This window comes from Alcanivorax quisquiliarum, assembly GCF_023051175.1.
Classification (GTDB): domain Bacteria; phylum Pseudomonadota; class Gammaproteobacteria; order Pseudomonadales; family Alcanivoracaceae; genus Isoalcanivorax; species Isoalcanivorax quisquiliarum.
This window is the reverse complement of record NZ_JALKII010000002.1, coordinates 198,090-224,925: the sequence shown is the minus strand read 5'-3', so window position 1 is coordinate 224,925 and position 26,836 is coordinate 198,090. Positions and strand designations below refer to the sequence as shown.

The 26,836-nt window shown below is 62.3% G+C and carries 19 protein-coding genes and 1 pseudogene; 13 read left to right on the top strand and 7 right to left on the bottom strand.

The genetic code is table 11. From position 1 onward, the window contains the following. The first annotated feature begins 161 nt into the window (after window positions 1-161). The 8 genes and pseudogenes from MU846_RS04015 (at window position 162) to MU846_RS03980 (ending at window position 12,373) form a co-directional block, all read left to right on the top strand. The gene (locus tag MU846_RS04015) at window positions 162-1,016 is read left to right on the top strand and encodes a DNA ligase (RefSeq protein ID WP_246948678.1); all 855 of its coding nucleotides are present in this window, start codon (window positions 162-164) and stop codon (window positions 1,014-1,016) included. Between the two features lie 353 nt (window positions 1,017-1,369). Continuing rightward, the gene (locus MU846_RS04010; RefSeq protein ID WP_246948677.1) at window positions 1,370-2,572 is read left to right on the top strand and encodes an efflux RND transporter periplasmic adaptor subunit; all 1,203 of its coding nucleotides are present in this window, start codon (window positions 1,370-1,372) and stop codon (window positions 2,570-2,572) included. Then, entirely contained in the window at window positions 2,569-5,652 is a 3,084-nt protein-coding gene (locus tag MU846_RS04005; RefSeq protein ID WP_246948675.1) for a multidrug efflux RND transporter permease subunit, read from the top strand. Before MU846_RS04010 ends, MU846_RS04005 begins: the two co-directional genes overlap by 4 nt. Next, window positions 5,649-8,732 (top strand): efflux RND transporter permease subunit, encoded by a 3,084-nt coding sequence (locus tag MU846_RS04000; protein ID WP_246948673.1) that lies wholly within the window; start codon window positions 5,649-5,651, stop codon window positions 8,730-8,732. The genes MU846_RS04005 and MU846_RS04000 overlap by 4 nt, the downstream gene beginning before the upstream one ends. Then, window positions 8,729-10,171 carry an efflux transporter outer membrane subunit gene (locus tag MU846_RS03995; RefSeq protein ID WP_246948671.1) on the top strand — a complete coding sequence of 481 codons (1,443 nt, stop codon included), beginning with the start codon at window positions 8,729-8,731 and terminating at the stop codon, window positions 10,169-10,171. Before MU846_RS04000 ends, MU846_RS03995 begins: the two co-directional genes overlap by 4 nt. A gap of 377 nt (window positions 10,172-10,548) precedes the next feature. After that, complete coding sequence (gene mgtE / locus MU846_RS03990; protein WP_246948669.1) at window positions 10,549-11,892, top strand: magnesium transporter; 1,344 nt, start codon at window positions 10,549-10,551, stop codon at window positions 11,890-11,892. Between the two features lie 50 nt (window positions 11,893-11,942). Continuing rightward, window positions 11,943-12,122 (top strand): annotated as a pseudogene (locus tag MU846_RS03985) (type II toxin-antitoxin system RelE/ParE family toxin); the annotation flags it as partial. A 14-nt stretch (window positions 12,123-12,136) separates the two neighbouring features. Then, the gene (locus MU846_RS03980; protein ID WP_246948663.1) at window positions 12,137-12,373 is read left to right on the top strand and encodes a HigA family addiction module antitoxin; all 237 of its coding nucleotides are present in this window, start codon (window positions 12,137-12,139) and stop codon (window positions 12,371-12,373) included. A 6-nt stretch (window positions 12,374-12,379) separates the two neighbouring features. On the opposite strand, the gene MU846_RS03975 is transcribed toward MU846_RS03980, so the two are convergent. Beyond that, a complete protein-coding gene (locus MU846_RS03975) occupies window positions 12,380-15,238 on the bottom strand; it encodes an EAL domain-containing protein (RefSeq protein ID WP_246948660.1) in 2,859 nt (952 codons plus the stop codon). 241 nt (window positions 15,239-15,479) lie between these two features. On the opposite strand from MU846_RS03975, the gene uvrD reads away from it, so the two are divergent. Further along, a complete protein-coding gene (uvrD, locus tag MU846_RS03970; RefSeq protein ID WP_246948658.1) occupies window positions 15,480-17,657 on the top strand; it encodes a DNA helicase II in 2,178 nt (725 codons plus the stop codon). 21 nt (window positions 17,658-17,678) lie between these two features. On the opposite strand, the gene MU846_RS03965 is transcribed toward uvrD, so the two are convergent. The 4 genes from MU846_RS03965 to MU846_RS03950 all read right to left on the bottom strand — a co-directional run bounded on the left by MU846_RS03965 (window position 17,679) and on the right by MU846_RS03950 (window position 20,197). Then, the gene (locus tag MU846_RS03965) at window positions 17,679-17,966 is read right to left on the bottom strand and encodes a DUF167 family protein (RefSeq protein ID WP_246948656.1); all 288 of its coding nucleotides are present in this window, start codon (window positions 17,964-17,966) and stop codon (window positions 17,679-17,681) included. A 4-nt stretch (window positions 17,967-17,970) separates the two neighbouring features. Beyond that, complete coding sequence (locus MU846_RS03960) at window positions 17,971-18,513, bottom strand: YggT family protein (RefSeq protein ID WP_246948654.1); 543 nt, start codon at window positions 18,511-18,513, stop codon at window positions 17,971-17,973. A 118-nt stretch (window positions 18,514-18,631) separates the two neighbouring features. Next, on the bottom strand, window positions 18,632-19,441 hold the full coding sequence (gene proC / locus MU846_RS03955) for a pyrroline-5-carboxylate reductase (protein WP_246948652.1): 810 nt from the start codon (window positions 19,439-19,441) through the stop codon (window positions 18,632-18,634). A gap of 66 nt (window positions 19,442-19,507) precedes the next feature. Continuing rightward, window positions 19,508-20,197 carry a YggS family pyridoxal phosphate-dependent enzyme gene (locus tag MU846_RS03950; protein ID WP_371738558.1) on the bottom strand — a complete coding sequence of 230 codons (690 nt, stop codon included), beginning with the start codon at window positions 20,195-20,197 and terminating at the stop codon, window positions 19,508-19,510. Between the two features lie 192 nt (window positions 20,198-20,389). Here MU846_RS03950 and MU846_RS03945 point away from each other — a divergent pair, with 192 nt between their 5' ends. The 4 genes from MU846_RS03945 to MU846_RS03930 all read left to right on the top strand — a co-directional run bounded on the left by MU846_RS03945 (window position 20,390) and on the right by MU846_RS03930 (window position 24,393). After that, window positions 20,390-21,424, top strand: coding sequence for a type IV pilus twitching motility protein PilT (locus tag MU846_RS03945; RefSeq protein ID WP_246948648.1), 1,035 nt, complete (start codon window positions 20,390-20,392; stop codon window positions 21,422-21,424). Window positions 21,425-21,454: 30 nt separating this feature from the next. Beyond that, a complete protein-coding gene (locus tag MU846_RS03940; protein ID WP_246948646.1) occupies window positions 21,455-22,576 on the top strand; it encodes a PilT/PilU family type 4a pilus ATPase in 1,122 nt (373 codons plus the stop codon). Window positions 22,577-22,780: 204 nt separating this feature from the next. After that, complete coding sequence (locus MU846_RS03935) at window positions 22,781-23,002, top strand: hypothetical protein (RefSeq protein ID WP_246948645.1); 222 nt, start codon at window positions 22,781-22,783, stop codon at window positions 23,000-23,002. Between the two features lie 350 nt (window positions 23,003-23,352). Beyond that, complete coding sequence (locus MU846_RS03930) at window positions 23,353-24,393, top strand: NAD(P)H-dependent flavin oxidoreductase (protein ID WP_246948642.1); 1,041 nt, start codon at window positions 23,353-23,355, stop codon at window positions 24,391-24,393. Between the two features lie 373 nt (window positions 24,394-24,766). Here MU846_RS03930 and MU846_RS03925 read toward each other — a convergent pair whose 3' ends face one another. Together MU846_RS03925 and MU846_RS03920 are read right to left on the bottom strand one after the other, a co-directional pair. Next, window positions 24,767-25,621, bottom strand: coding sequence for a pirin family protein (locus MU846_RS03925; protein WP_246948640.1), 855 nt, complete (start codon window positions 25,619-25,621; stop codon window positions 24,767-24,769). A gap of 11 nt (window positions 25,622-25,632) precedes the next feature. Next, window positions 25,633-26,625 carry a glutathione S-transferase family protein gene (locus tag MU846_RS03920; RefSeq protein WP_246948638.1) on the bottom strand — a complete coding sequence of 331 codons (993 nt, stop codon included), beginning with the start codon at window positions 26,623-26,625 and terminating at the stop codon, window positions 25,633-25,635. Between the last annotated feature and the right edge of the window lie 211 nt (window positions 26,626-26,836).

The following is a 26,836-nucleotide window of genomic DNA, read 5'->3' as shown; positions in this document are numbered from 1 at the left end:
ATCAAGGTGGAGCCGGTTGGTTATTCAGAGCATCCTTGGCGAATCACGCACTTTTTCTGTCAGCAATCGCTGACACATACCGTCGGCGCCGGCCGACAGCGCCTCCTCTTTTCCTTCGCTAATCTTGTCTTTTGCAAACAGAACAACGGCGAGGGATAGCCATGAAATACTGGATACTGCTGTGCTGCCTGTGCAGCGCCGCCGCGCTGGCCGATGCGCCGGCGTTATTGCTGGCGCGGGAATATCGCGGCGAAACCGACCTGCATCATTACTGGGTCAGCGAAAAGTTTGATGGGGTGCGGGCGCGCTGGGATGGCGAGGCGCTGATCTCGCGACAGGGCCATCCTTTTCACGCCCCCGCCTGGTTTACCGAGGGTTTTCCAGCGCAGGCCATGGATGGCGAGCTGTGGATCGGGCGCGGCCGTTTTGACGAGGTGTCCGGCGCGGTGCGGCGTCACACGCCAGTGCCGGCGCAATGGCGCAATATTCGCTTCATGATCTTTGATCTGCCCGAGCACCCCGGCACCTTCACCGAGCGCTACGCGGCGATGCAGGCGCTGCCTCCATCGCCTTATGCGGCCGTTATCACTCAGTTCCGCGTGGCCGATCGTGACGAGTTACTGGCGCGGCTCGATGAGGTGGTGGCGGCGGGCGGCGAGGGGTTGATGTTGCATCATGGCGCGGCTCGGTATCGCACCGGCCGCAGCGATGCGCTGCTGAAGCTCAAGCCCTATCAGGATGCCGAGGCGACGGTGGTGGGGCATTTGCCGGGGCGTGGCCGCCATGGCGGCCGGCTGGGGGCATTGATAGTGGAAACGGAGGCCGGTGTGCGGTTTCGGCTCGGCACCGGCTTCAGCGATGCCCAGCGAGAGACGCCACCGCCGCTTGGCAGCGTGGTCACTTATCGCTACCACGGCCTCACTCGCGATGGCGTACCGCGCTTTGGCAGTTTCCTGCGTGTGCGTGACCAGGTGCGTGACGTGCGTGATGTCCGTGACGAAAGACCGATCCGGTAGCGCCGGCCGCGCTCTGCCTGCGCGGGGCGAACTCGAACAGTTCAGTCGTGGCAGGCTGCTTGAGGGGCCGCGCGCTCCCACTGCCCACGGCCGCACGGCGCGGACGGCCCGGACGGAGAGAACAGCGTGCCCGGCAGGTTTGCCACGGTGGCGGCGCCACACTGTGAATCAAATGTGAATCATGTCGCGTGCGGTTGCGCCTGTCGCCATCGGCTTTCTACAATCCTCAGGCGTTATTCTGACGATCATGCGGTTGCCTGGTCTGGCCTGCGGCTTTCTCTTTTACAGGATCGCCGGCACGGGTGGGCAGGTTCCGGGCCGCGCTCCATCTTTATGTGCCGGTGGCCGAATCCATGCCTGAAACTCGCTCTGCTCCGTTTTCCCGTGCCCGCCTGTTGTGGGTGCTGGCGCTGATCCTGCTGCTGGGTGGCTTGTGGTATTTGCTGTCCCGCTCGCCATCGGCGCCGGTCGGCCCGATGCCGCGCAGCGCCTGGGATGGGCCGGTGGCGGTGCGCGTGGTGCCGGCGGTGGCCGGCGACCTGGCCGTGCAGGTGAAGGCCATCGGTACGGTCACGCCGCTGAACACCGTGACCGTGCGCAGCCGGGTGGAAGGCGAACTGACTCGCGTGCTGTTCGAGGAAGGTGCGGAAGTGGCGCGCGGCGAGCTGCTGGCGGAGATTGACCCGCAGCCATACCGCGTCGCACTGGCCCAGGCCGAAGGCCAGTATCAACAGAACCAGGCGCAGCTGGCCGGCGCCGAGAAAGATCTGGCGCTGTACCGGCGCTTGCACGAGCAGGATTCCATTGCCCACCAGCAGCTCAATCAGCAGGTGGCGCTGGTCAATCAGCTGCGTGGCACGCTCAAGGCGAACCAGGCACAAATCGACAATGCCCGGCTGCAATTATCGTGGACGCGCATTGAGGCGCCGATTGATGGGCGCCTCGGCCTGCGCCGGATCGATCCCGGCAACCTGGTCAGCACGGGCGACACCGAGGGTCTGGTCAGCATCACCCAGATGCGGCCGATCGGTGTGCTGTTCACCGTGCCGGAAGCACAGCTTGATGGCGTGCGCACAGCGCTGGCCAGCGGCGAAACCTTGAATGTGGAGGCGCTGGATCGCAACGGCGATCAGATCATCGCCACCGGCCGCCTGCTGACACTGGATAACCAGATCGACCTTGCCACCGGCACCCTGCGTCTGAAAGCCGAATTTGCCAACGACGATTCGCGGCTGTTCCCCAACCAGTTCGTGAACGTGCGCCTGCGCCTGCGCACGTTGCCGGACGCGATCACCATTCCCACCGATGCGGTGCAATATGGCTCCCGTGGCACGTATGTGTATGTGCTGCGGGACAACAAATCCTACCTGCGCGCCGTGACGCTCGGGCCAATCGACGGCGACCGTGTCGCCGTGCTGGAGGGGTTGGCCGATGGTGAGCCGGTGGTGCTGGAAGGCATGGAGCGCCTGCGTGATGGCCGTGATGTGATCGTGGTGGAGGGTGACAGCGCACCGGCCTCGGCGGCGGCGCCCCGGCAGCGCCCGGCGGGCGCATGAACAGCCTCTCGCGCCCGTTCATCCTGCGGCCGGTTGCCACCTCGCTGCTGATGCTGGCGCTGCTGGCGGCCGGGCTGCTGGCCTGGCGGCTGCTGCCGGTGGCGGCACTGCCGCAGGTGGATTATCCGATCATCCAGGTATTTACCTTCCATCCGGGGGCGGGGCCGGATGTTACCGCACGCACCATTACCGCACCGCTGGAGCGCAGCTTGGGGCAAATCCCCGGCCTGAAGCAGATGTCCTCCACCAGCTCTGGCGGCGCCTCGGTGATCACGCTGCAATTTGCATTGGAAGTCGATCTGGGTGTGGCCGAGCAGGAGGTGCAAGCGGCACTCAATACCGCCGACAACCTGCTGCCCAATGATCTGCCGACGCCGCCGATCTATCGCAAGGTGAACCCTGCGGACGCGCCGATCCTGACGCTGGCGATCACCTCGGAAAGCCTGCCGCTGCCGGAGGTGCACGATCTGGTGGATACGCGCATGGCGCAGAAACTGGCGCAGCTGGGCGGTGTCGGCATGGTCACGCTGGCTGGCGGGCAGCGCCCGGCGCTGCGCGTGCAGGTGAATCCCACGGCGCTGGCCGCCTACGATCTGAGCCTGGAGGACGTGCGCAGTGCCATTGCCGCGACCAACGTCAATCAACCGAAAGGCAGCTTTGATGGCCCGCAGCGGACAACGCTGCTGGATGCTAATGATCAGATTCGCTCGGTGGAGGAATACCGCGCACTGATTCTTGCCTGGCAGGACGGCGCGCCGCTGCGGCTGGGCGATGTGGCCAATATCATCGACGGCGCGGAAAACCGTTTTCTGGCCGCCTGGGCCGATACCCAACCGGCGGTGCTGTTGAATGTGCAGCGCCAGCCGGGTGCCAACGTCATCGAGGTAGCTGACAGTGTGCGCACACTGTTGCCCCAGCTGGTCGCCACCATGCCCGCGTCAGTGGATGTGACGGTGCTGACCGATCGCACACAAAGCATTCGCGCCGCCGTGCGGGATGTGCAAAAAGAGCTGCTGTTTGCGATCACGCTGGTGGTGCTGGTGACGTTCGTGTTCCTGCGCAACATACCCGCCACACTGATTCCCGGTGTGGCGGTGCCGTTGTCGCTGGTCGGCACTTTTGCGTTCATGTATCTGGCCGGCTTCTCGATCAACAACCTGAGCCTGATGGCGCTCACCATTGCCACCGGCTTTGTGGTCGATGACGCCATCGTGATGCTGGAAAATATTGCCCGGCATCGGGAGCAGGGCCTGTCGAAAATGGATGCTGCATTGAAAGGGGCCAGCGAAATCGGCTTTACCCTGATCTCGCTCACCTTCTCGCTGGTGGCGGTGCTGATTCCGCTGTTGTTCATGGGCGATGTGGTAGGCCGTCTGTTCCACGAATTTGCCGTGACGCTGGCGGTGGCCATCATGATCTCGCTGGTGGTATCGCTGACGCTCACGCCGATGATGAGCGCGCGCATGCTGGACAAGCCGCCCACTCACGATGAGCAGGCGCCGAGCCTGATGAATCGCGTGATCCACCGCTATGGAGACATGCTTGATTGGGTGCTGGCGCGACAAACGGCCACCTTGATGGTGTTGCTGGGCACCATTGCGCTGACCGGCGTGATGTACACTATGGTGCAAAAAGACTTTTTCCCGGTGCAGGACAGCGGCGTCATCCAGGTGGTCACCGAAGCGCCGCAAACGGTGTCGTTCGCCACCATGAGCGAGCGCCAGCAGGCGCTGGCAGAAGCGCTGCTGGATGATCCGGCGATCGCCAGCCTGTCGTCGTTCATCGGCGTGGATGAAACCAACAGCACCCTCAACAGCGGCCGGATGTTCATCAATCTGCCGCCGCACGGCGAGCGCAGCGAATCGGCGCTGGTGATCATGGATCGCCTGCGTGAACGAGCCGCGACCGTGCAGGGCATCCAGGCGTGGTTCCAGCCGGTGCAGGAATTGAGCATCGAGGATCGCGTCAGCCGCACACAATACCAGTTCAGCCTGACCACGCCCGACAGCGCCACCTTGAACGAATGGGTGCCGCTGTTGATCGATGCCTTGCAAGCGCGACCGGAGCTGGCCGATGTGGCATCGGATCTGCAATTTGACGGCCGCCAGGCGTATGTGGATATCGACCGTGATGCCGCTGCGCGGCTGGGCGTCAGTGTCAGCGCCATTGCCAGCGCCTTGCAAAACGCGTTCGGCCAGCGCCAGATCGCGACGCTGTTTACTCAGGCGAATCAATACCGTGTGGTACTGGAAGTCGATCCTGCTCATGCCGATGGCCTGAGCGCCTTGCAGACCACATATGTGCCGTCGCCCGCCGGGCCGGTGCAACTGGCCAGTGTCGCCCGCGTCAGCCAGCGGCCGGCGGCGTTGCTGATCAGCCACCAGGGGCAGTTTCCCTCGGCGACAATCTCGTTCAATCTCGGTGCCGGCGCTTCCCTCGGCAGTGCTGTGGACGCCATCGAGCAGGTGCAGGCGGAGCTTGGCCTGCCGGCGGAAATCGAAAGCCGTTTTCAGGGCGCGGCCGAATCGTTCCGCTCGTCACTGGCGAACACGCTGTGGCTGATTCTGGCGGCGATCCTGACCATGTATATCGTGCTTGGCGTGCTCTACGAGAGCACCATCCATCCGATCACGATTCTTTCTACCTTGCCTTCGGCCACCGTGGGCGCCTTGCTGGCGCTACTGATCACCGGCCGGCCGCTGGATCTGATTGCCGTGATCGGGGTGGTACTGCTGATCGGCCTGGTCAAGAAAAACGGCATCATGATGGTGGATTTTGCGCTGGATGCGCAGCGCAATCAGGGCATGGCGCCCCGGCAGGCGATCCACCGCGCCGCGCTGCTGCGTTTCCGGCCGATCCTGATGACCACGCTGGCGGCGCTGTTCGGCGCCGTGCCACTGATGCTGGCCAGCGGCTCCGGCGCCGAGCTGCGCCAGCCATTGGGGCTGGTGATGGTGGGCGGGTTGCTGGTCAGCCAGGTGCTGACGCTGTTCACCACGCCCGTGGTTTATCTGCTCTTTGATCGCCTGACGCGCCGCCGCGCACGCACCACGGCGGGCGAGGCCGGGGCGCTGCCATGAACCCGGCGCGGGCGTTCATCCACCGGCCGGTGGCCACCGCGCTGCTGGCGCTGGCGGTGGTGCTCACCGGCCTGCTCACCTACCGGCTGCTGCCGGTGGCGCCGTTGCCGCAAATTGATTTCCCGATCATCACCGTGAGCGCCAGCCTGCCCGGTGCCAGCCCGGAAAGCATGGCGGCCACCGTCGCCACGCCGCTTGAGCGTGCTCTGGGCAGCATTGCCGGCGTCACCGCAATCACCTCATCAAGCAACCAGGGTGCCACCCAGATCGTGCTGCAATTCGAGCTGGGGCGGGATCTCAATGACGCCGCCCGCGATGTGCAGGCGGCGATCAATGCAGCGCGCAGCCAGTTGCCCGCCGGTATGCCCGGCAATCCGCAGTATCGCAAAGTGAATCCGTCCCAGGCGCCGATCATGGGGCTGGCCTTGAGCTCGCCGAATCTGGCACCAAGCGAACTGTATGATGCCGCCGCCACCATCCTGTCGCAGAAACTGGCGCAGATCAGCGGTGTCGGCGAGGTGAGCGTTTCCGGCGCATCGCTGCCGGCGGTGCGCGTGCAGCTTGATCCGGCCGCGCTGCTGCACCGTGGCATCGCGCTGGATGACGTGCGCAACGCCATCAGCGAGGCCAATGCCCTGCGGCCGCTGGGGCTGGTGGAAGACGAACGCCATCGCTGGGAAATTCGCACCAGCGGCATGTTGCGTCGCGCCAGTGATTTCCAGCAACTGGTGATCCGCCACGAGAACGGCGCCGTGGTGCGCTTGCAGGATGTAGCGGTGGTCACGGACTCGGTGGAAAACCGATACAGCAGTGGTTTTCACAACGAGCGCCCGGCGGTAATCCTGCAAGTGAACCGCCAGCCGGGCGCCAACATCATGCGCACCATTGATGCCATCTACGAGCAGCTGCCGGCGCTGCACGCGCTGATGCCCGCCGATGCCGAGCTGACCGTGGTGATGGATCGCTCGCCCGGTATCCGTGCCACCCTGCGCGATGCCCAGGCGACACTGCTGATCGCCGTGGCACTGGTGGTGCTGGTGGTGTGGCTGTTTCTCGGCAGCGCACGCTCGGCGCTGATTCCCACCGCCGCAATTCCGGTGTCGCTGATCGGCTGCTTCGTGGTGATGTATTTCTACGGTTTCTCGCTCAACAATCTATCGCTGATGGCGCTGATCATTGCCGCCGGGCTGGTGGTCGATGATGCCATCGTGGTGCTGGAAAATATCCAGCGGCATATCAGCGATGGCTTGTCACCAATGCAGGCGGCGGTGCAGGGTACGCGGGAAGTAGGCTTCACCTTGCTGGCGATGAACGTCGCGCTGGTGGTGGTGTTCGTGTCGATCCTGTTCATGGGCGGTGTGGTCGAGCGGCTGTTCCGGGAATTTTCGATTACGCTGGCCGCCGCCATCATCATCTCGTTGCTGGTGTCCGTCACCCTGACGCCCAGCCTGTGTGCGCTGTGGTTGAAAGACAAAGCCACCACCGCGCCCTCGGTGCTGGCACGGCGCAGCGAGCAATTGTTTGCCTCGTTGCAGCGCGCCTACGCCGGCAGCCTCGATTGGGCGCTACGCCACCGGCTGGTGACGCTGCTGACATTGCTCGCGGTGATCGGCGTCAACGGCTATCTGTATGTGGATATTCCGAAAACCACCTTGCCCCAGCAGGATACCGGGCAGATCCGTGGTTTTGTGCGTGGCGATGATGGTTTTTCATTTCAGCTGATGCAGCCGAAGATCGAAGTATTCCGGCAACTGATCATGGCTGATCCGGCGGTTCAGGATGTCACCGGCACTAGCGGTGGCGATCGCGGCCTGACCAATGCGCAGTTGACGATCAATCTCAAGCCGTTGTCCGAGCGCGGCGTCTCGGCGCAGGATGTGGTAAATCGCCTGCGTGCGCAATCGCCCATTGTGCCGGGCGGGCGCATGTTCCTGATGGTCGATCAGGATATTTTCCTCGGCTCGGCGTTCAGCCGCAGCGATCATGAACTGGTATTGCGCTCCGATTCTCTGGCGGAGCTTGATATCTGGTCACGCCGCGCCTCCGCAGCAATGGAAAAATTGCCCGAGCTGGTCGATGTGCAATCCGTGGGTGATGAAGATGCGCAGCAAGTGCAGCTGCATATCGACCGTGAAGCTGCGCGCCAGCGTGGCGTGGACATGGCCACCATCGCCTCGGTACTGAACAACTCGTTTTCGCAACGGCAAGTGGCAACGCTTTACGATGAGCTGAACCAGTATCGTGTGGTGATGGAGCTGTTGCCGCGCTATACCGAGCAGCCGTCCGTGCTGCAACAACTGGAAGTATCGACCGCCGATGGCGCCCGCGTACCGCTCTCCACCTTTGCCAGCTGGGATTACGGGCTGACCAACGACCGCGTGCGGCACGATGCACAGTTTGCCTCCGTCGGCATTGGCTACGGGCTGGCAGAAGGTGTCACGCTTTATCAGGCGGAGGCAGCTATCCAGCAAGCGCTCAACGACATCATGCTGCCCACCAGTGTGTACGCCGGCCCCGGCTCCGGGCGGCCGAACTTTGAAGGCAGCCTGAGCCAGCCGCTGTTGCTGCTGGCCGTTTTGCTGGCCGTGTATATGGTGTTGGGGATGCTCTATGAAAGCCTGCTGCATCCGCTGACGATTCTCTCCACCTTGCCCTCTGCGGGCGTGGGCGCGCTGCTGGCGCTGAGAATGAGCGGCACGCCGTTCAGCCTGATTGCGCTGCTCGGGTTGTTCCTGTTGATCGGCATCGTCATGAAAAATGCCATCCTGATGATTGATTTTGCGTTGTCTGCCCAGCGCCAGGGGCGCACGCCGCTGGCGGCGATCCGGCAGGCCGCGCTGCTGCGGCTGCGGCCTATCCTGATGACCAACCTTGCCGGCTTGCTTGGCGCCGTGCCGCTGGTGATGGGTTTTGGTGAAGGCGCCGAGCTGCGCCGCCCGCTGGGCATCACCATCGTCGGCGGCCTGGCCTTGAGCCAGTTGCTGACGCTCTACACTACGCCGGTCATTTATCTCTACCTTGAAATGTTGCGCCAGCGCGTGGCGCTGCGCAGCACGCTTGCACCCGAGGCATCGCCATGAACGCCCTGATACACCGCCTGCGTTTTTCCGCCCCCCTGCTGAGCCTGATGCTACTGGCGGGTTGCACTGCCGGGCCGGATTATCGCGTGCCCGACACTGCCATGCCCGAGCAGTTTCGTTATCAGGATGGCTGGCGCACCATGCCCGAGCAGCCCTGGCTGGCGCAGGGCACCTGGTGGGAAAGCTTTGATGACCCGACGCTCACCTACCTGATCCGCGAAGCCGATCAGGCCAGCCAGACACTGGCGCAGGCCGAGGCCCGCTTTCGCGCCGCAGAGGCGCAGTGGCGACTGGCGCGCGGCGACTACAGCCCGCAGCTTTCCGCGACAGTGGGCGGCACGCGCAGTGGTGGTAACAACAGCAGCGCCTCGGAGCTGTTCACCGGCCGGCTGGATATCAGCTGGGCACCAGATCTGTGGGGCCGCGTGCGGCGACAAGTGGAAGCAGAGCGCGCCGGGCTGGCCGCCAGCGCCGCCGATATGGCCGGCGTGCGGCTGACCATGCAGGTAGCGCTGGCGCAGGGCTACATTCGCCTGCGCACGCTGGATCAGCAGCGTGAGATTCTTGAGCAGAGCATCGAGGCGTTCGACCGCTCCGCCCAGCTGACGCGTAACCAGTACAACGCCGGTATCGTGTCGCGCTCGGATGTGATCCAGGCAGAAACCCAGCGGCAATCCCTGCGCACGCAAATGTACGATCTGCAACGCCAGCGCGCCCAGGAAGAAAACGCCCTGGCCGCCTTGCTCGGCGTGGCGCCGGTGGCATTCGGGCTGCCGGATTCCGACACCTTGCCGGCACTGCCGGTGCTGCCCGCTGCGCTGCCTTCGGTGCTGATTGCCCGGCGCCCGGATGTAGTGATCGCCGAGCGCCGCGTGGCCGCCGCCAATGCCCGCATCGGCGTGGCCGAAACTGCCTGGCTGCCGGATCTGACCCTGAGCGCCTTCGGCGCCGTGCAGGACGATACGTTTTCCGGGCTGTTCGACGCCCCCCAGCGTGTCTGGTCGGTTGGCCCGTCGCTGGCGCTGACCCTGTTCGATGGCGGCCGCCGCCGCGCCACCCGCGATATCGCCGTGGCGCAGTACGATGAACATGTGGCAAATTATCGCCAGACCGTGCTCGACAGCCTGCGCGACGTGGAAGATGCGCTGGCCGCGCTCCAGATTCTCGCGGAAAAAGCCACACAGCAGGAGGCGCTGATCGAGCTGGCGGAGGAAAACGAGCGCGTCATCAACAATCGCTATCGCGCCGGCATGGTCACATTTCTGGAAGTTGCCAACGCGCAAAACCTGACGCTCGATGCCCGCCGCGCCCGGCTGAACATCATCAGCGATCAGCTCCAGGCCGCTGCACAGCTGGCGGCTGTGCTGGGTGGCGGCTGGCAGGTGGGTGATCCGGTGATCGAGCGCATTACCAGGCCGCCCGAGCCTGCCCGGCCTTGAGCCCGGATCGTTCGCCATGTTGCGTGCAAATTGTCAGAGCTGACGTTCAGCGCGATGGTGCCGGATCGAATCCCGGCGCGGGCGGCGCTTTGGGCGCCGTATCGTGACGCGGGTGCAGCCGTCCGGGCCCGTCTGATGCCCGGCCGCCGGACAAGCATGAAATTGCCTCAGTCCCTTGCTGGCCCGGTTGCTCCGTTATCCGTTCTCCATTAAGGTTCGCACGCCCAAACTGCTTAAACAGATTTATGGACCCGTCCAGTCGACCTTATCCAGCAACCAACGCAATCCGCGCTGCCGCGGAGCGTGTGCTGCCCCTGCCTCGGCGCTGACGCCCGCAGGCTCGCCGCACGCTCTCACAGTGTGTAGAGAGGCGAGCCATGACCGTTGAAGAACTTGTTCGTGCGCTAAACGATGCTGTCGCCCGTGATGAACGGGAGGCCATTGCCGAACGTGCTGCAGAATTGAATCCGGCTGATGTGGCGGATTTTATCCAGCAGGTTCGGCCCGAGCTTGAAGTCGAGCTGCTGATGGCGTTGCCGCTGGAAAAGCGGGCTGAAACCTTCGGTTATCTGTCGCTGCAAATGCAGCAACAAATTGCCTCGCGGCTGCCGCCGGATGCGCTCACGGCGATGGTCACGAAAATGCCATCCGATGAACGAGCGGATCTGTTCAAGGTGCTCGATGATGCGATACGGCGGCGGTTGTTTACCCGTCTGGCGCGCAAGGAGCGGGAAGATCTGCGCCGCCTGGCGAGCTATGAAGAGGGCACCGCTGGCGCGCTGATGACCTCCGATTATGCCTCTGTGTCAGCCGGGCTTTCCGTGGCCGCCGCGCTGGAAACCCTGCGCCTGACCGCGCCCGACAAGGAAACCATCTATCAGGCATTTGTCCTGGATCAAGACCACCGGCTCCAGGGCGTGATCTCGCTGCGGCAACTGATTCTCGCGGTGCCATCGGCGAAGGTGGATGATCTGATGGAGCGCGACGTGGTCGCCGCCGATGTGAAGGCGCCACAAGAAGAAGTCGCCCGGCTGATCTCCCGTTATGACTTGCTGGCGTTGCCGATCCTCAATAGTGACAACACGCTGGTGGGCATCGTGACCTACGACGACGCCATGGATGTTGCGGAAGCCGAAGCCACCGAAGACATGCACAAGGGCGCCACCGTCGGCCGCCTGGAAACCAGCCTGCGTGACGCCTCGCCGCTGTCCTTGTATCGCTCGCGAGTGCATTGGCTGGTGGTGCTGGTGTTCGGCAATATTTTCACCGGCGCGGGGATCGCATTCTTCGAGGAAACCATCTCTGCGCACATCGCGCTGTTGTTTTTCATGCCGCTGCTGGTGGCGAGTGCCGGGAACGCGGGCGCCCAGTCAGCCACGCTGATGGTGCGCGGCCTGGCCACCGGTGATGTGACTGCCCGTGACTGGGGCAAGCTGCTCGGGCGCGAGATTCTGGTAGCCGGTGCCCTGGGGCTGACCATGGCCGCCACCGTGATGATTGTCGGTATTTTTCGTGTCGGGCTGGATATCGCCCTGGTGGTGGCGCTGACCATGGTGCTGGTGGTCATGGTCGGCAGCCTGATCGGCATGGGCTTGCCGTTCCTGCTCGACAGGCTGAAATTCGACCCCGCCACCGCCAGCACACCGTTGATCACCACCATTGCCGATGTCAGTGGCGTGATGATCTATTTTGGCCTGGCGACGGTGTTGCTGGGGCTCTGAAAGCCGGTTGCGCACCTTGGCATGTTGCGTGGTGCGCAACATGCCAAGGTGTGTACAGGATTCAGTCGAGCCGTCACAAGGGACTGCTACGGTTCTATCGCTCAGGCAACAAGGCCGGCATCCAGGAATCGCATGCCAAGCGATTGCGTCTGCAATTGGCCGCGTTGGAGACCGCCGCCTGTATTGATGACATGGACCTCCCCGGTTTTCGTTTGCATCGTTTGAGAGGGCAGGCGAGGCATCGGTGGTCCGTGTGGGTCAGCGGCAACTGGCGGCACACCTGGATGTGGCGGCGTCCACTTTGTCACGCGTTCTCCAGAGCAATAGCGCGATCAGCCCGGAGATGGCGCTGCGGCTTGCCCGCGTGCTGGGGCGTTCCCCGGAAAGCTGGCTGGCGATGCAGGATCAATGCGACCTCTGGGTAGCCGCAAGCACGCTGAACCTGGACCACATCCATCCACTGGATTTCCAGACGGCCTGAGCGCCGTCAGGCCCGCGCCTGACGCTGCGTCTCCAGCAGTGCCAGCAGCTCCGGTGCCGGCACCGGCCGGCTGACCAGAAAGCCCTGAATACTGTCGCAACCCATGTCGCGCAGAATTTCCAGGTGAGATTCGGTTTCCACTCCTTCGGCCACCACCCGCAAGTTCAGGCTGTGCGCCATGTCGATAATGGCGCGTGTGATCGCGGCGTCGTCCTGATTCTGATCCAGCTCGGTAATGAACGAGCGGTCGATCTTGAGCGTGTCGATGGGAAAGCGCTTGAGGTAACTCAGTGATGAATAACCGGTGCCGAAATCATCCAGCGACAGTGAGATACCGCGTGCCCGCAGCTCCCGAAGCAGCGCGATATTTTTATCCAGATCTTCCATGATCAGGCTCTCCGTCAGCTCCAGCTCAAGCAACTGTGCCGGCAGGCCGGTGGTGCGCAGCACCCGATCTATAATCTCCAGCACATTGCCCTTGCGGAACTGGTGCGCGGACAAATTCACGGAAATGCAGATATCGCCCAGCCCGCGTTCGTGCCACTGCATTGCTTGGCGGCAGGAGCGCTCCAGTACCAGCTCGCCAATGGCACTGATCAGGCCGGTTTCCTCCGCCAGCGGAATAAAATCCTTTGGCGGCAACAGGCCCATGGTCGGGTGCTGCCAGCGCACCAATGCCTCTGCCGAGGTGATGCGATTGCGTGCCAGATCCATTTTCGGTTGGTAATGCACCACGAATTCGTTCTTGAAAATCGCTTTGCGCAAGCTGGTTTCCAGCGCCAGCTGCTCCACGGAAGCGACGCGCATATCGCTGGAATAAAACTGGAAATTGTTGCCACCGGCACGCTTTGCCTGATGCATGGCCAGATCAGCCTGATTGATCAGTGTCTGTATATCCTGCGCGGTATCGGGGAATACGCTGATCCCCACGCTGGCGCCCAGCAGCAGCTCATGCTGATCAAAATGAAACGGCCGGCGCATGGCATTGATGAGTTTTGCGCAGGCCTGCTCAAGGCTGGCCGGGTCGTCGTAATGCTCGATGATCAAGGTGAATTCATCACCGCCGACACGGGCCAGCTGTTCTTCCTTGAAACCACAGCCGCGCAGGCGCTCGGCGGCCAGTTTCAGCAAGCGATCGCCGACTTCGTGGCCGAGCGAATCATTGATCGGGCGAAAGCGATCCAGATCAAGAAATACCAGTGCTACTTTTTTGCGATTCAGTCGGGCCAGCGTGAGCGAACGCTGTAATCGCTCGCGGAACTGGTTGCGGTTGGCAAAGCCGGTGAGGCGATCGAAATTGGAGAGAAACTGCACGCGCTCCTCGGCTTCCTTGCGTGCGGTCAGATCGGAGAACATGCCCACATAGTGAGTCAGCCGCCCGGATTCATCGTATACCGCGCTGATCTGTAGCCACTCGGGATAGCGCTCGCCACTTTTGCGCCGCTCCATCAGTTCGCCTTCCCAGAAGCCCTCCACCTGGAGCGCGGCGTGAATATCGTGGTAGAGCTTTTCGTTTTCCGGCATGTTGCCGATTTCCATCACCGAATGGCCCAGCACCTCCTTGTCGAGGTAGCCCGTGATGCGGGTAAAGCAATCGTTGACCGTGAGGAAGCGGAACGCCGGGTCGAAGATGAAAATGCCCTCGGAGGCATTTTCAAACACCGTGGCCGCCAGCCGGAATTGCTCTCGCGCTTCGCGGTCTTCGGTGATATCCCGCCGGGTGCCGATCATTCTTGCGGCCCGCCCCTGCGGTGTGCGCGCCACTACGCGGCCTTCGTCTTCGATCCAGTGCCAGCGGCCATCCGCGTGGCGCATGCGGTAAACCACCTGATACTGATTGGTGAGCCCCTTGAAGTGCGCGACCATCGCTTTCCGGATCAGTAGAAAATCATCCGGGTGCACTTGCGTGCGCAGGTCATCGACCAGATTGCCGGTCGGCTCGCCGTCAAAGCCCAGCAGCCGGGCAAAATTGGAATTGAAGGTTTCGCCGGACACCAGATCCCAGTCCCACAGGCAAATGTTGCTGGCTTCCAATGCCAGCTGCAGCCGCTGGCTGGTGGCGATGAGCTGTGCGTTCATCTGCTCCAGCTCCCGGGTGCGCTCGCGCACAGTACTTTCGAGCTGTTCGCGGGATTGCTGCAAACGCTCGCGTGCCTGCCGGCGCTCTTCGATCTCTTGCGCCAGTTTTTTGCCAAGGCTTTGCGCTTCGGCACGGGTGGCGGCAAGGCGGCGATACAGCGCCCGGTTGCGGAGCGCCAGCCCCAGGGTGCCGCCAATGCTCTGATAAAGGCGCTGTATGGCCAGCATAGTACAGACCAGGTACAGCCCCAGCGCCAGCGCCGCTCCTTGAAAAGCGGGCGAGGCGAACCACAGATGCAGGGCGAGCGGTAGCAGCGCTGCCAGCGTATACGTCAGAGCGCCGGTAGGATATACCGCAGCGCAGGCGATCACGATGACGGTCAGGCCAAGCACCAGTGTGGCGGCCAGAGTCTGGGTCGCGGCGTAATCGGGCAGCAGTATCGCGGAAGCGGGGTTCAGCCATACCAGCGCTGCTCCAAACAGCGCACCATTGATGGCCAGCGCCCACATGAGGTACCGGTGCAGGCCCCGCAAGCGTGCGATGGATATCTCTGGCTGGCGCAGCCGGCGGATCGCCAGCGCTCTCAGGCAAGCGACTGCGGACACCAGCGCCGCCCAGGCGAGCAGTTGCCACAGTGGCGTGGCGGCGCCTCGGTAGAGCCATACCAGCAGCCAGGCGGCGATGGGCTCGGCAATGTTCAGTGCTGGCAAAGCCTGCACCAGCAGCCGGGCCGAGCTGCCGAAGCGCTCCCCCGCTGGCGATGAATGCCTGGAATCAGTCGACACGCATCCCCCTTCCCGCGTCATGTTCATCAACGGCCCCTCGGCTTCTTGTGGTGCCTGGCCATGTGAGGGGCGGCCTGTTGTTGTCGAATAGTGGCACTTTAACTTGCAGTTATGTCAGTAAATCATGCTTTGCGCCAGCCGCAACCCCGGCGGGCATCAAAATGTCGGTAGCGTGACCCTGGTCCGCCCCGGCTGCCGGCGGGGCGACGCTGCACCAATAACCGGCTAGAATCCCTGCCCCATGAATGATGCGACAGACCTTCTAGACGAACTTCTCGACGGGCTCAATCCGGCGCAACGCGATGCGGTGGCGGCGGATGACCCGTATCTGCTGGTGTTGGCCGGTGCCGGTTCCGGCAAAACCCGCGTGCTGGTACATCGTATCGCCTTTCTGGTCGCCACCGAGCAGGCATCGCCGTACGGCATTCTGGCCGTCACCTTCACCAACAAGGCGGCCGCCGAGATGCGCGGGCGTATCGAACAGCTGCTGCGGATGCCGGCCTCGGGCATGTGGGTGGGCACTTTTCACGGCATTGCCCACCGCCTGTTGCGCGCCCACTGGCAGGAAGCCGGGCTGCCGGACGGCTTCACGATTCTCGATTCCGACGATCAGTTGCGGCTGGTGAAGCGCACCCTTCGCGAGCTGGGGCTGGATGAACAGCGCTGGCCGGCGCGCCAGGCGCAGTGGTTTATCAACAGCCAGAAAGATGAGGGCCTGCGTGCCGCCCACATGGAGCCGGGGGGCGATCTGTTCCTCCAGACCATGCAGAAGATCTATACCACCTACGAAGAGGCCTGTGCCCGGGGCGGGCTGGTGGATTTCAACGAGTTGCTGTTGCGGGCGCTGGAGCTGATCCGCGATAACGACGAGCTGCGTGGCCACTATCAGCGGCGTTTCCGCCATATTCTGGTGGACGAATTCCAGGATACCAACGCCATCCAGTATGCCTGGCTGCAACTGCTGGCCGGCGGCGGTAGCGCCGTCACCATCGTCGGTGACGATGATCAGGCCATCTATGGCTGGCGCGGCGCCAAGATCGAAAACATCCAGCGCCTGGCCCGGGATTTCGACGGCCTGCGCACGATCCGGCTGGAGCAGAACTACCGCTCCACCGGCACTATCTTGCAAGCCGCCAACGCCGTCATCTCCTACAACAGCGACCGGCTGGGCAAGGAGCTGTGGACGGAGATCAGCGAGGGCGAGCCGATCCGTGTCTACAGCGGCTTCAATGAAGTGGATGAAGCACGCTTTATTGCCGCACGGGTGCAAAAGCTTCAGCAAGACGGGCTCGTTCGCAGCGAGATGGCGGTGCTGTATCGCTCCAACGCCCAGTCGCGGGTGCTGGAAGAGGCGTTCCTGCAAGCGGGCATTGCTTATCGCATCTACGGCGGCCAGCGGTTTTTCGAGCGTGCGGAGATCCGCAATGCGCTGAGCTATCTGCGCCTGCTGGTCAACCGCGATGCCGATGCGGCATTCGAGCGGGTGGTGAACACCCCCACGCGCGGGATCGGCGAAAAGACACTGGAAGCCGTGCGCGAGCGCGCCCGGCAGACCAATCAGAGCATGTGGCGCACGATCATCCAGATGATCAGCGACGGCTCGCTACCCGGTCGGGCAGCGAGCGCGCTGGGCGTGTTCGTCGGGCTGATCGAACGGCTGACAAAAGAGACCGAGGGCCTGGCACTGTGGGAGCGCACCGAGCACATGCTCGCGGCCTCCGGCCTGCTGGAATTTCATGCCAACGAGAAGGGCGAGAAAGGCCAGCAAAGGGTGGAAAACCTGCGCGAGCTGGTGACTGCCACCCGGCAATTCGGCGATGAAGATGTGGAAGATGGCGCCGATGTGCTGCTCGCCTTCCTGGATCATGCGGCGCTGGAGGCCGGCGAGGGGCAGGCAGGTGAGCACGATGATGCCGTACAGATGATGACGCTGCACTCGGCCAAGGGTCTGGAGTTTCCGGTGGTGTTCATGGCCGGCATGGAAGAAGGGCTGTTCCCGCACCAGATGTCGGCCGATGAGCCGGGCCGGCTGGCGGAGGAGCGGCGGCTTTGTTATGTGGGCATCACCCGCGCCATGCGCCAGCTATACCTGACCTACGCCGAGAGCCGGCGCCTGCACGGCAATGAAACCCTGAACGCGCCCTCGCGGTTTTTGCGCGAAATCCCGCCCGCGCTGGTGGAAGAGGTGCGCATGCGAGGCGGCATGGCGCGGCCGGTGGCAGTGTCCAGTGGCAGCCCTGTGCGCGGTGAAGAGGTGGGCGGCTATCGCCTCGGGATGCGCGTGATGCACCCCAAATTCGGCGAGGGCACGATTCTGCATTTTGAGGGCCAGGGGCCCAATGCGCGCTTGCAGATCAATTTCGACGGCGCCGGCAGCAAGTGGCTGGTCAGCCAGTACGCCCGGCTGGAAGTGCTCTGAGCGGCGGGCGGGCCCGGCGTATCAGGGCTTGCCGGCGAGCGCCGCAGGAATATCACTGATGCCGCCGATGCGCACGCGCTTGCGGCGCCCGGTGGCACCGGATTCGATGGTGACTTGCTGCTTGGCCACCTTGCAGAGCTTGGCCAGAAAAGCGATCAGCTCGGCGTTGGCCGCGCCATCCACTGGCGGCGCACTGATGCGGATCTTCAGGGCGCCATCGTGCTCACCCACAATTTCGGTGCGGCTGGCGCGGGGCTGAAGATAGCAGTCGAGCACAATGTCCCGCCCGTCTTGACGAAACAGCGCCATCGCCTTAGCCCAGGAACAACACCATCAGGAACTGGATGCCCAGCAGCACGATCAGCGGGCTCAGATCCAGGCCGCCCATGGGCGGGAGAATGCGGCGCACCGGCGCCATCACGGGTTCGGTAATCTGGATCATGATGGCGGTGAACGGGTTGTAGGGGTCTGGCGCTACCCAGCTCAAAATCACTCGCACCAGCACCGCAAAAAACAGAAAGTTCAGCAGCAGCCCGGCCAGGGAGCGCAGGGAATAGAGCACCATCGCCGCTGCGGGCGGCAGGCTGCCCGCGCCACTGAGCATCAGCAGCAGATACGTCTTGCCGATGACCAGTATCAGCACCGCGATGATCGCAGCCAGATCCAGATTGCCCCGTGCCGGCACCAGCTTGCGCAGCGGCACCAGCACCGGGTTGCTGGCTTTCACCACAAACTGGGATATCGGGTTATAGAAATCGGCACGCACCAATTGCAGGATGAAGCGGGTCAACAGCACGAAGACATAAAGATCGACGACGGTGCTGAGCAGGAAGGTGAAGGCTCCCTGTGTATTCATGGGTGACTCCTGACGTGCGGCCGGCAAGCGGGCACGGCCGAGCCGGGCCCGCCGGGGCGTTGAAAGCGGACGGCGCCCGCAGGCGCCACATGATGCAGTGTAGTATCAGGGCAGCCGGCTATTTTGCAAGCTCGCGCGCACGATCACGGGCCGCTGTCAGGGCATCGTCCACCAGCTTGCGCAGGCCGGCTTTTTCGAACACGTCCAGCGCAGCGGCGGTGGTGCCGCCAGGCGAGGTGACCTGCTCGCGCAGCGCTGCCGGGGCTTGCTCGCTGGTGATCGCCAGCTGTGCGGCGCCCCAGGCGGTTTGCAGCACCAGCTGCCGCGCCGTGTGGCTGCTCAGACCCAGCTGTTCGCCGGCCTCGATCATGGCTTCCATCAACAGGAAAAAATACGCCGGGCCGGAGCCGGAAACGGCAGTCACTGCATCCAGCTCGCTCTCCTGCTCAAACCAGAACGTGAGGCCGACGCTGGCCATGATCTGGCTGGCCAGCTGGCGATGCTCTTCGGTCACGCCGGCCCCGGCATACAGGCCGGTGGCCCCGGCCTGCACCAGCGCCGGCGTGTTGGGCATGGTGCGGATCACCGGCACGTCGCCCAGCCAGCTGCGCAGATTGTCCACCGTGACGCCGGCAGCGATGGAAATGATCAATGGCGTGCGGTCGCCAAACTGTGCTTTCAGGCCCGCGCAAACCTCCGCCATCAGCTGCGGCTTGACGGCCAGCACCAGCACATCACAGCGCTCGGCAATCTCTTCGTTGCGCGCCGTCACATGCACCCGGTGCTGGCGGGCCAGATCGGTCAGCCGCTGCTCGGAAACGTCGCTCATCCAGATGCGTGCCGGGCGAATGCCCTTGGCGATCATGCCGCCAACCAGGCTGGCGGCCATATTGCCGGCACCGACGAAACCGATCACTTGCTGGGCCATGTCACTCTCCTTAAAAGGCCCATGAAGGGCGGCTGCGTCTGCGGGGTGCGGGTGGCAAACAAGCGCTTATGCCCGGCCAGGGCGCGGGCCGAATAGCGCAGTGCCGAGTCGGATTATCGTGGCGCCTTCGGCAATGGCTGCCTCGAAATCCCCGCTCATGCCCATCGACAGGGTATCCAGGGCGGGTATGGTATGACGCAATTGTGACAGTGTCATGGCGAGCGTGCGAAAGGCAGCGCGGCCGCCGTCGGCGGCATCGGCGCGCGGAATCGCCATCATCCCGCGCAGGCGCAGCTGCGGCAGGGCAGCGATCACAGCGGCCAGCTCCGGCACCTCGGCGAGCGACACGCCGCTCTTGCTGCGCTCGTCGTCCACATTCACCTGAATGCACACGTTCAGCGGCGGCAGGCCGGTGGGGCGCTGGTCGTTCAGCCGGTGGGCAATCCGGGCCCGGTCTACCGAATGCACCCAATTGAAGTGGCTGGCGATATCGCGGGTCTTGTTGGATTGAATCGGGCCAATGAAATGCCAGGTCAGCGCCAGATCGGCCAGCTCTGCCTGTTTTGCCAGCGCTTCCTGGAGGTAGTTTTCGCCGATATCAGTGATGCCGAGCGTGGCCAGCGCACGAATTTCTGCCGCCGAGCGCGTCTTGCTGACCGCCAGCAGTGTTACCGTATCAGCCGCGCGGCCAGCGGCCTCCCGGCTTTGCCGGATGCGTTGCTGCAGAGCGTCAAGGCGGTGTTGCAGTGCGTCCAAGGGAAAGCATCCATTATTGAACCGTGTACGGCGACGGGGTAACGTAAGCCGGCCTAAGCGTTTTTTCTGAGTGTGACGGGGCGCGCTCAGTATTCGCTACCCTTGCCGGGCAGGCCATCATAACAAAAGCCGCCCGCAGGCTCAGGGGGCAGATAGAAGACCCCGCAACCCGCCAAGGTATAAGAATCAATCATGGATATTACCGAACTGCTTGCCTTCAGTGCCAAAAACGGCGCATCCGACTTGCACCTTTCTGCCGGTTTGCCGCCCATGATCCGGGTGGATGGCGATGTGCGCCGCATCAACTTGCCGCCGATGGAGCACAAGGAAGTCCACGCGCTGATCTACGACATCATGAACGACAAGCAGCGCAAGGATTATGAGGAATTTCTGGAAACCGACTTCTCGTTCGAGGTGCCCGGCGTGGCCCGTTTCCGGGTCAACGCGTTCAACCAGAACCGTGGTGCCGGCGCGGTATTTCGTACCATTCCCTCCAAAGTGCTGACCATGGAAGATCTGGGGATGGGCAAGGTGTTTCAGAAGATCGCAGAAACGCCACGTGGCATCGTGCTGGTCACTGGCCCGACCGGCTCGGGTAAATCCACCACGCTTGCCGCGATGATCGACTTCATCAACAACACGCGCTACGAGCATATCCTCACCATCGAAGACCCGATCGAATTCGTGCACGAATCGAAAAAATGCCTGGTGAACCAGCGGGAAGTGCATCGTGACACGCTCGGCTTTGCCGAAGCCCTGCGCTCCGCCCTGCGGGAAGACCCGGATATCATTCTGGTGGGTGAGATGCGTGACCTGGAAACCATTCGCCTCGCGCTTACTGCGGCGGAAACCGGACACCTTGTGTTCGGCACCCTGCACACCACCTCCGCAGCCAAAACCATCGACCGGGTGGTGGACGTGTTCCCGGCCGAAGAGAAATCCATGGTGCGCTCCATGCTGTCGGAATCGTTGCAGGCGGTGATCTCCCAGTCTCTTTTGAAGAAAAATGGCGGCGGGCGTGTGGCGGCACACGAAATCATGATCGGCACCCCGGCAATTCGTAACCTGATCCGCGAAGATAAAGTGGCGCAGATGTATTCTGCCATTCAGACCGGTGCAGGGCTGGGTATGCAAACCCTGGATCAGTGCTTGCAGGGCCTGGTGCAAAAAGGGCTTATTTCACGCGAATCGGCCAGGGAAAAAGCAAAGACGCCGGATGCATTCTGATAAAGCGGCCGGCCAACACGGATAAAGACGATGGAATTCGAAGAGCTACTGCGCATCATGGCGCAAAAAAACGGGTCGGATCTGTTCATCACGGCGGGTGTGCCGCCGTCGATGAAGATTCATGGCAAAGTCGTGCCCGTCACAAAAACTGCGCTGACGCCCGACATGACGCGGGACATTGTTTTTGGCGTCATGAATGAAAAGCAGCGCAAGGAATTCATCGAGAGCAAGGAGTGCAACTTTGCCATTTCTGCCCGGGGCATCGGTCGCTTTCGGGTCAGTGCTTTTTACCAGCGTAACCTGGTAGGCATGGTGATCCGCCGCATCGAGGTCAAGATTCCGGCAGTGGATGAGCTGCGATTGCCGCCGATCATCAAGGATCTGGCGATGACAAAACGCGGCCTGGTGATTTTTGTCGGTGCCACGGGCACTGGTAAATCCACCTCACTGGCGGCGATGATCGGCCATCGCAATAAAAACTCCAAAGGCCATATCATTTCTATCGAAGACCCGATCGAATTCATCCACCAGCATCAGGGTTGCATCGTGACGCAGCGCGAGGTGGGGCTGGATACCGAATCGTTCGAGGTTGCCCTGAAAAACACACTGCGGCAGGCGCCGGACGTTATTCTGATCGGTGAGATTCGTTCCCGCGAAGTGATGGATTACGCCATCGCATTCGCCGAAACCGGCCACTTGTGCCTGGCTACCTTGCACGCCAACAACGCCAACCAGGCGCTGGATCGCATCATTCACTTTTTCCCGGCAGACCGGCATGGCCAGCTCTATATGGACTTGTCGCTGAACCTGCGCGGCATCGTGGCGCAGCAATTGATCGCAACACCCGATGGCAAAGGTCGGCGAGCGGTCATCGAAGTGCTGCTCAACACCCCCTTGATGGCCGATCACATCCGCAAGGGCGAGGTGCATTTGCTCAAGGAGCTGATGAAAAAATCCCGCGATCTGGGTATGCAGACCTTCGATCAGGCACTGTACGATCTCTACACCCAAGGCGAGATCACCTACGAAGACGCCATGCTGCACGCCGATGCCCCGAACGACCTGCGGCTGATGATCAAGCTCGGCGCCGAAACCAGCCTCAGCTCGCTCGATACGGCGACACGCGGGTTGTCGATTGAAGATACTGAATAACAACCGCAGGTGTGTGGAATTAACAACAACGTCAGGAGTGTGAGACACGCGATAAAAGACACGATGAAAGGCGCAGGGAGATGCGCAGGGAGATGCGAAAAAAACGGCAGGAGAGGCATGGCTTCGTGCTGACTCGATTTTGTTCGTGAATTTTCTCAAGTATGGTTTTTCTGGAATAGCTAAGTGCAATTCAAGGAGGAACTCATGAGTGCCAGAAGAAATATTAGCCATCAGAGCGCAGCGCCGGGTTTTTTTGAACGCGTTTATCAGATCAAAGGCGATGGCATCGCTGTTTTGAAACCGGAGCGCTTGTGTGAAGAGGCGGCTTTTATAGAAAGAATCCGGCGCTATCGTGCCTTCGATATCGCAAGATGCACGCCCATAAGTGCCACAGAGGTGTTCTCACCCCGGGGAGTGCAGCGCTGAACAGATTTTTACCCTCTGTACGTGCGGCGGATTCTTCTGTAAAAACTTCGATATCGATATCGCTTTTGGCTGGTGTCTTTGGCAGGCTCTGATGGCAGATATCGCTGCTGGATATCTTTGGTGGAGATGGTTGGTAGAGGCCGTTGGTAGAATTAATTGATAAAGAGACTTTTTACCAGACGCCACTTTGCCGCTGACTTCAAACCGGGAGGGTTTTACCAAGGCGGCCGCAGGATCAATACCGCAGGATCAATAAAGAAACGATCCCGCAAGTGAGAACACCGCCACTGGCTGCGACGCAAGAGTTGGCCAGCATGCCGTTCACTTCCTCCGTAGCACGGAGATCAGAGATGACCTTGAACAATGTCACAGACACACCGCTCCCCATCATCCAGGCCCCTATGGCGGGCGCTCAGGGTGTGGAAATGGCGCTCGCGGTAGGCGAAGGCGGCGGGCTTGGCTCGTTACCGTGTGCATTGTTATCTGCCGAGGTGCTGGCGGCCTCTCTGGCTCGTCTCGCCAGTAGCGGGCGCCCTTACAACGTCAATTTTTTCTGTCATCAGCCGCCAACGCCCGATGCCGGGCGCGAGCAGCGCTGGCGTGACGCGTTACGGCCTTATTATGCCGAGCTCGGGCTGGATGCCGATGCGGCGAGCAGCGCACCAGTGCGGCAACCTTTCAGCCATGCGCAGGCCGATATCGTGGCGCCCTTTGCGCCACCTGTGGTGAGCTTTCATTTCGGCCTGCCAGAACCCGAACTGCTTGAGCGTGTGAAGGGCTGGGGTAGCCGCGTCTGGTCTACCGCCACCACCGTGGCGGAGGCGCTCTGGCTGGCCGAGCGCGGTGTGGATGCAATCATTGCTCAGGGCAGTGAAGCCGGCGGGCACCGGGGCATGTTCCTGAGCGATGATGTGACCACGCAAGTCGGCACGTTGGCGCTGGTGCCACAGATCGCGGCGGCCGTCAGCGTGCCGGTGATAGCTGCCGGGGGCATTGCCGATGCGCAAGGCGTGCGTGCGGCGCTGGCGGCCGGTGCCTCTGCGGTGCAGCTGGGCACGACATATCTCTGCTGCCCTGAAGCCAACACCAGTGCGCTGCATCGTGCCGCGCTCATGAGCGATGCTGCCCGGCACACTGCGCTGACTAATCTGTTCAGCGGCCGGCCTGCGCGGGGTATCGTCAATCGGCTGATGCGTGAGCTGGGCCCCATGAGCGATCTGCCGCCGGCGTTTCCGCTGGCATCAGCGGCGCTTGCGCCATTGCGCGCTGCCGCCGAAAAGCAGGGAAGCGGCGATTTTACCTCGCTCTGGGCCGGGCAAAACGCATCAGGCTGCAAGGCGATGCCCGCTGCCGAGCTGACCCGCTCCCTGTGGGAAGGCGGAAGCGCTTGATGCGGCAGAATCAGCGAATCCACTCCAGAAGCTGAAAGCCCACCAGGTGGTGGGCTTTCAGCTGCAGAGCGAATGCACTTCTCCGGGCCTGTCATAGAAGGTGTATCGTGCGGCGCCGCCGCTCGCTTGCCCTTGGCGGGATGATGACAGGGAGTTCGAGCGCAGCCCGCATCAGGCAATCTGGCCAACATGGAGCTCACCTTTCACATTCCCTTTCTGCCCCTCTGCTTCTGCGTTCGGTACTCTAACGCCCGGCTTCCTGCTTCGGCGCCTTTACTCACCGCTGCGCGGGCAGAGCCCGTCAGAGCCGGGCTATCCTGCGCAATGAGCCTGTGCAGTGAGCCTGCGCAATGGGGCGCGGCAGCCTGCCGCGTCAGGCGGGTGTCGCCAGCGTGCCGTCGCGGTAATCGGCCAGTGCCTGCTCGATTTCCTCGCGGGTATTCATCACGAACGGGCCATACTGCACCACCGGCTCGCGCAGCGGCTTGCCCGCCAACAACAGAAAGCGAGCGCCGTCGCTGCCGGCTACGGCCTGCAACGTATCACCATCGCCGAGAATCGCCGCGCTATGTGTGGGCACATCGCGCTCACCTGCTCGCAGGCTGCCCTCGAACACATAGATAAACGCATTGTGCGTGGCCGGCACCGGCAGCGAAACCTGTGCGCGGGGGCGCAGGCCCACATCCCAGTACAGCGGATCAGTGGCCATGCTGCTCTCGCCGCCGTTGATCGGCCCGGCCACATCATCCAGGCGGCCGGCAATCACTTTCACTTCGGCGCCGTCCGGGCGCGTCACTACCGGAATCTGCTCGGCGGGAATATCGCGGTAAGAGGCCGGCTTCATCTTGTCCCTGGCAGGCAGGTTCAGCCACAACTGAAAACCGCGCATGCGCCCTTCCTTTTGCTGTGGCATTTCCGAGTGAATGATGCCCCGGCCAGCTGTCATCCATTGCACCGCGCCTGGCGTCAGATCACCGCGGTTGCCCAGATGATCCTCATGCAGCATGTGGCCATCCAGCATATAAGTGACCGTCCCGAAGCCACGATGCGGGTGCGATGGAAAGCCGGCGATGTAGTCTGCCGCGTCGTCAGAAGAAAACTCGTCCAGCATCAGGAACGGATCAAGCCGTGCCACCTGCGATTGCCCAAGGGTGCGGCGCAGGCGCACACCGGCGCCGTCGCTGGTATTCATGCCGGGAATAATGGAACGCAGTGTGCGTACAGTCATGAGAATGCCTCCTAACTGCCGGCGCGAAAACGGTCACGATCATGGGGCTGGTCGAAGGTCGTTTCCGGGCCGATGGACAAAATACCGTACTTGTTGATGGTTGGATGGCTGCGGAAATAATGGTGGCGAATATGCGCAAGGTTCACCGTTTCCGCGATGCCGGGCATCTGATACAAGTCACGGACGTAATTGATCAGGTTCGGGTAATCAGTGATGCGGCGGCGATCGCACTTGAAGTGCGTGACGTACACCGGATCAAAACGCACCAGCGTGGTAAACAGCCGCCAGTCTGCTTCGGTGAGCTGCTCACCCACCAGATAGCGCTGCCCGGCAAGGCGTTCTTCCAGGCGATCCAGCGCCGCGAACAGCGTGGTGACCGCGTCATCATATGCTTTCTGGCTGGTGGCAAAACCGGCCTTGTAAACGCCGTTGTTCACCTCGTCGTAAACCCATTCATTGACGGCATCAATCTGCTCGCGCAGTGCCTCGGGATAATAATCTCCCGCTGTTGCGCCAACACCGTCGAAAGCGCTATTGAACATGCGGATGATATCTGCCGATTCATTGCTGGCGATGGTTTCCCGCTTGCGATCCCACAGCACCGGCACAGTGACGCGCCCGGAGTAATTCGGGTCGGCTTTCAGATACAGCTCGTACAGCCGCGACAGGCCATACAGCTGATCGCCGGTGGCGCCGTCGAAATCGTTATCAAGCGTCCAGCCTTGATCGAGCATCAGCGGATTCACCACCGAGACATCGATCATGCCGGCAAGGCCCTTGAGGTGACGGAAAATCAGCGTGCGGTGTGCCCAGGGGCAGGCCAGCGAGACGTACAGATGATAGCGCCCCGGCTCTGCCTGAAAGCCGCCTTCGCCATCCGGCCCGGCGCTACCATCTGCCGTGACCCAATTGCGAAACTGCGCTGCACTGCGCTCGAAGCGCCCGCCAGATTTATCGGTGTCGTACCATTTGTCTTGCCACTTGCCATCAACCAGCAGTCCCATTTCGCTATCCTCATGAGCATGTAGAGCCAGCATACCGCAGCGTCAGGCGGTTAAAACCCGGCGCTGCCGCCCGTTTTTATCAATTAAACTGATCTGTTCGTCGCCAGGAGGGGCCGGAGGAAAGAGCCGACGAAGCGGCTGATTCAAACCTGTGGGCATCGCCAGATAGCCGGCATCAGGCTGGCCCGATTAAGCAGTGAAATGAAGCAAT

Coding starts and splice junctions, on each gene's coding strand:
- MU846_RS03965 (WP_246948656.1), bottom strand. CDS start 17,966: ATGGCGCTGTTTCGTCAAGACGGGCGGGACATTGTGCTCGACTGCTAT.
- MU846_RS03920 (WP_246948638.1), bottom strand. CDS start 26,625: ATGGGACTGCTGGTTGATGGCAAGTGGCAAGACAAATGGTACGACACC.
- MU846_RS03925 (WP_246948640.1), bottom strand. CDS start 25,621: ATGACTGTACGCACACTGCGTTCCATTATTCCCGGCATGAATACCAGC.
- proC (WP_246948652.1), bottom strand. CDS start 19,441: ATGGCCCAGCAAGTGATCGGTTTCGTCGGTGCCGGCAATATGGCCGCC.
- MU846_RS04010 (WP_246948677.1), top strand. CDS start 1,370: ATGCCTGAAACTCGCTCTGCTCCGTTTTCCCGTGCCCGCCTGTTGTGG.
- mgtE (WP_246948669.1), top strand. CDS start 10,549: ATGACCGTTGAAGAACTTGTTCGTGCGCTAAACGATGCTGTCGCCCGT.
- MU846_RS04015 (WP_246948678.1), top strand. CDS start 162: ATGAAATACTGGATACTGCTGTGCTGCCTGTGCAGCGCCGCCGCGCTG.
- MU846_RS03945 (WP_246948648.1), top strand. CDS start 20,390: ATGGATATTACCGAACTGCTTGCCTTCAGTGCCAAAAACGGCGCATCC.
- MU846_RS03940 (WP_246948646.1), top strand. CDS start 21,455: ATGGAATTCGAAGAGCTACTGCGCATCATGGCGCAAAAAAACGGGTCG.
- MU846_RS03935 (WP_246948645.1), top strand. CDS start 22,781: ATGAGTGCCAGAAGAAATATTAGCCATCAGAGCGCAGCGCCGGGTTTT.
- uvrD (WP_246948658.1), top strand. CDS start 15,480: ATGAATGATGCGACAGACCTTCTAGACGAACTTCTCGACGGGCTCAAT.
- MU846_RS04005 (WP_246948675.1), top strand. CDS start 2,569: ATGAACAGCCTCTCGCGCCCGTTCATCCTGCGGCCGGTTGCCACCTCG.
- MU846_RS03960 (WP_246948654.1), bottom strand. CDS start 18,513: ATGAATACACAGGGAGCCTTCACCTTCCTGCTCAGCACCGTCGTCGAT.
- MU846_RS03995 (WP_246948671.1), top strand. CDS start 8,729: ATGAACGCCCTGATACACCGCCTGCGTTTTTCCGCCCCCCTGCTGAGC.
- MU846_RS04000 (WP_246948673.1), top strand. CDS start 5,649: ATGAACCCGGCGCGGGCGTTCATCCACCGGCCGGTGGCCACCGCGCTG.
- MU846_RS03930 (WP_246948642.1), top strand. CDS start 23,353: ATGACCTTGAACAATGTCACAGACACACCGCTCCCCATCATCCAGGCC.